Genomic DNA, 2912 nt, shown 5'->3' on the forward strand with positions numbered 1-2912 from the left:
ACGCATCTCGCCGGATCTGGTGCCGCCGGGGACGTTGTCGACGAGCCCGGACATGTCCGCGCTGCGCACCTACAACCCGACCACCGATCCGGCCGAGCAGGCGCGGGCGGCGGGTCAGGCGCCACTGCCGCGACCGCGACCGCGACCGCAGCCGACGCAGGTGATGATCACGATTCCGGGTCTGCCGCCGATTCCGTGCGGCATCTTCTGCCCACCGCCACCTCCGGTGTATCCCTGCGTGGGACAACCGGCTCCCGCACCGATGCCGTTCCCGGAGCTACCCGGGACCGCGCGCGTGCCACTCGCCCCGGGCCAGCCTTACGGCGGCGCACCGGCCGATCCCCGGAACCCCGGCGCCCCCGCCGGTCCCGCGGGGGCGGGAACGTCCGCCTATGCCGGGCATCCGGGTCAGCCCGCCGCCCCCGACCAGCTCGCCGCCGGATGCGCACTGCCCGACACCACGCTCGCCACGAGCGAACCGGTGCCCGTCCCCGGCGACCTGCCGGCGCCCGAGAACGCACCGCACGTCGATGCCGAACCGGCCACCGCTACACCGCCCGCACCGGAACCCGAACCGGAGCCCAGCGCCGCCGCCACACCTACGCCCCCGCCCGGGATCACCTTGCCCTTCGGCATCGTCATCCCCCTCCCTGCGCCACCGGCCGCGCCCCAGCAGTAATTCAAACCAGGTATCAGATCACGAAGGCGTAACAAAAAGATCTCGGATGCGGTAACCTTCCTTTGTTCGATCACAAAGGGCTCACAGCGAGCCATGGGAGGGTCACCACACCGTGGGGCGTCATCGAAAACAACCGCCTGCCACCGTTCGGCGGAGCTCCGTTATCGCGTTGACCGGATTGGTTCCCGCTGGGCTCGTATCGGTCACCGCCGCCTCCGAGGTCGGCGACAGCGCGCCCCTCGCCGCCGCGGTCCAGACGCCGGAAGGCGATCAGGACGTCCAGGGCGCCGAGCCCCAGTCGGCAGCCGAGCCGGTCACCGAATTCGTCGCGCACGCAATGGCGAAGGCCGCGCCCACCGCGACGCCGGTGGTGAAAACCGTTGCGCTGCCGGATGGCAGGCAGCGCGCAGCGATGCCGGCCGGGCCGCTGGGCGTCCCCGGCGTGGCCGTCGCCGCCTACCAGAACGCCGAACGCGTCCTGGCAGCCGAGAATCCGGTGTGCGGCATGCCCTGGTCACTGCTGGCCGGCATCGGCAAGGTCGAGTCCACCCACGCGTTCGGAGGCAAGGCCGACGCCGAGGGCAACCCGCTGAGCCCCGTCTACGGCCCCGTGCTGGACGGCTCGCTGAACGGCAACCACGTCATCCGCGACTCCGACGACGGCGCGCTGGACGGCCTGGACGGATACGACCGCGCGATCGGCCCGATGCAGTTCCTGCCCGAGACCTGGAAGCGCTACGCGGCCGACGGCAACGGCGACGGCATCGCCGATCCGCAGAATCTCTTCGACGCCGCCCTGACAGCCGGGAAGTACCTCTGCGACGGCGGCCTGAACATGCGCAACCTGGCCCAGCAGTCCAAGGCGATCCTGCGCTACAACCACTCCATGGCCTACGTCGCGAACGTCATGGCCTGGGAGACCTCCTACAGCACGGGGGTCGCACCCCGGGCCGGGGACCTGCCGAAAATTTGACACGCCTAAAATTTCTGCCATGTCACTGGTTACGGAATCGGATGTGCGGGGCGCCCTCGCAAAGGTCGACGACCCGGAGATCCGCAAGCCGATCACCGAACTGGGCATGGTGAAAAGCGTCGCGATCGGCGCCGACAGCAATGTCCATGTGGAGATCTACCTGACCACGGCCGGTTGCCCCCTGCGCACCGAGATCACGCAGCGGGTCAGCAAGGCCGTCGCCGACGTGCCGGGAGTCGGCGCGGTCACCGTCGACCTCGACGTGATGGACGACGAGCAGCGCACCGCACTGCGCAAGCAGCTGCGCGGAGACGCGGCCGATCCGGTCATCCCGTTCGCCCAGCCCGGTTCGCTGACCCGCGTCTACGCCGTCGCCTCCGGCAAGGGCGGCGTCGGCAAATCCAGCGTCACGGTGAACCTGGCCGCCGCCATGGCCGCGCGCGGCCTGTCGGTCGGCGTGCTGGACGCGGACATCTACGGTCATTCCATCCCGCGCATGCTCGGCACCGACGCCCGGCCCACCCAGGTCGAGCGGATGATCATGCCGCCGATCGCGCACGACGTGAAGATGATCTCGATCGCGCAGTTCACCCAGGGCAACACGCCCGTGGTGTGGCGCGGCCCGATGCTGCACCGGGCGCTGCAGCAGTTCCTCGCCGACGTGTTCTGGGGCGACCTCGACATCCTGCTGCTCGACCTGCCGCCGGGCACCGGCGACGTCGCGATCTCCATCGCCCAGCTGATCCCCGGCGCCGAGATCCTGGTGGTCACCACTCCGCAGCCCGCCGCGGCGGAGGTGGCCGAGCGGGCGGGCGCGATCGCGCTGCAGACCCGGCAGCGGATCGCGGGCGTGGTGGAGAACATGTCCTGGCTGGACCTGCCGGACGGCACCCGGATGGACCTCTACGGCTCCGGCGGCGGGCAAGCCGTCGCCGACCGGCTCACCCGCGCCGTGGGCGCCACCGTGCCGCTGCTCGGTCAGATCCCCATCGAACAGGCGCTGCGCGAAGCGGGCGACGAAGGCACCCCCATCGTGCTGCGCGATCCGGACAACCCGGCCGCCAAGGCCCTGCTGGAGGTAGCGGACAAACTGGCCGTCCGCCGCCGCGGCCTCGCCGGCATGTCCCTGGGCATCGACACCACCCGGAAAGGTGTTTGATTTGCAGCGCCTGCGGCGCTGCGTGTTCACGGCTGTGTTGGTTTGGCAGCGCCTGCGGCGCTGCGTGTTCACGGCCCCTTCATGGCTCGCGTCAGAGCGGA

General features: G+C 70.5%; 2 protein-coding genes and 1 pseudogene. All 3 read left to right on the plus strand.

What is annotated here, in order from left to right; translation table 11 throughout:
* A pseudogene (locus ON27_RS22485) lies at positions 1–679 on the plus strand (hypothetical protein); the annotation flags it as partial.
* Between the two features lie 112 nt (positions 680–791).
* Entirely contained in the window at positions 792–1652 is an 861-nt protein-coding gene (locus ON27_RS22490; protein ID WP_043731311.1) for a lytic murein transglycosylase, read from the plus strand.
* 19 nt (positions 1653–1671) lie between these two features.
* On the plus strand, positions 1672–2811 hold the full coding sequence (locus ON27_RS22495; RefSeq protein WP_043731314.1) for an Mrp/NBP35 family ATP-binding protein: 1140 nt from the start codon (positions 1672–1674) through the stop codon (positions 2809–2811).
* Positions 2812–2912: the final 101 nt, after the last annotated feature.

Origin of the sequence: Nocardia asiatica NBRC 100129 (assembly GCF_000308415.1) — a bacterium.
In the GTDB taxonomy this organism is placed as follows: Bacteria; Actinomycetota; Actinomycetes; order Mycobacteriales; family Mycobacteriaceae; genus Nocardia; species Nocardia asiatica.

Bases quoted from the DNA above. Each gene is read 5' to 3' on its own strand.
- ON27_RS22495 (WP_043731314.1), top strand. From the start codon at position 1,672: ATGTCACTGGTTACGGAATCGGATGTGCGGGGCGCCCTCGCAAAGGTC.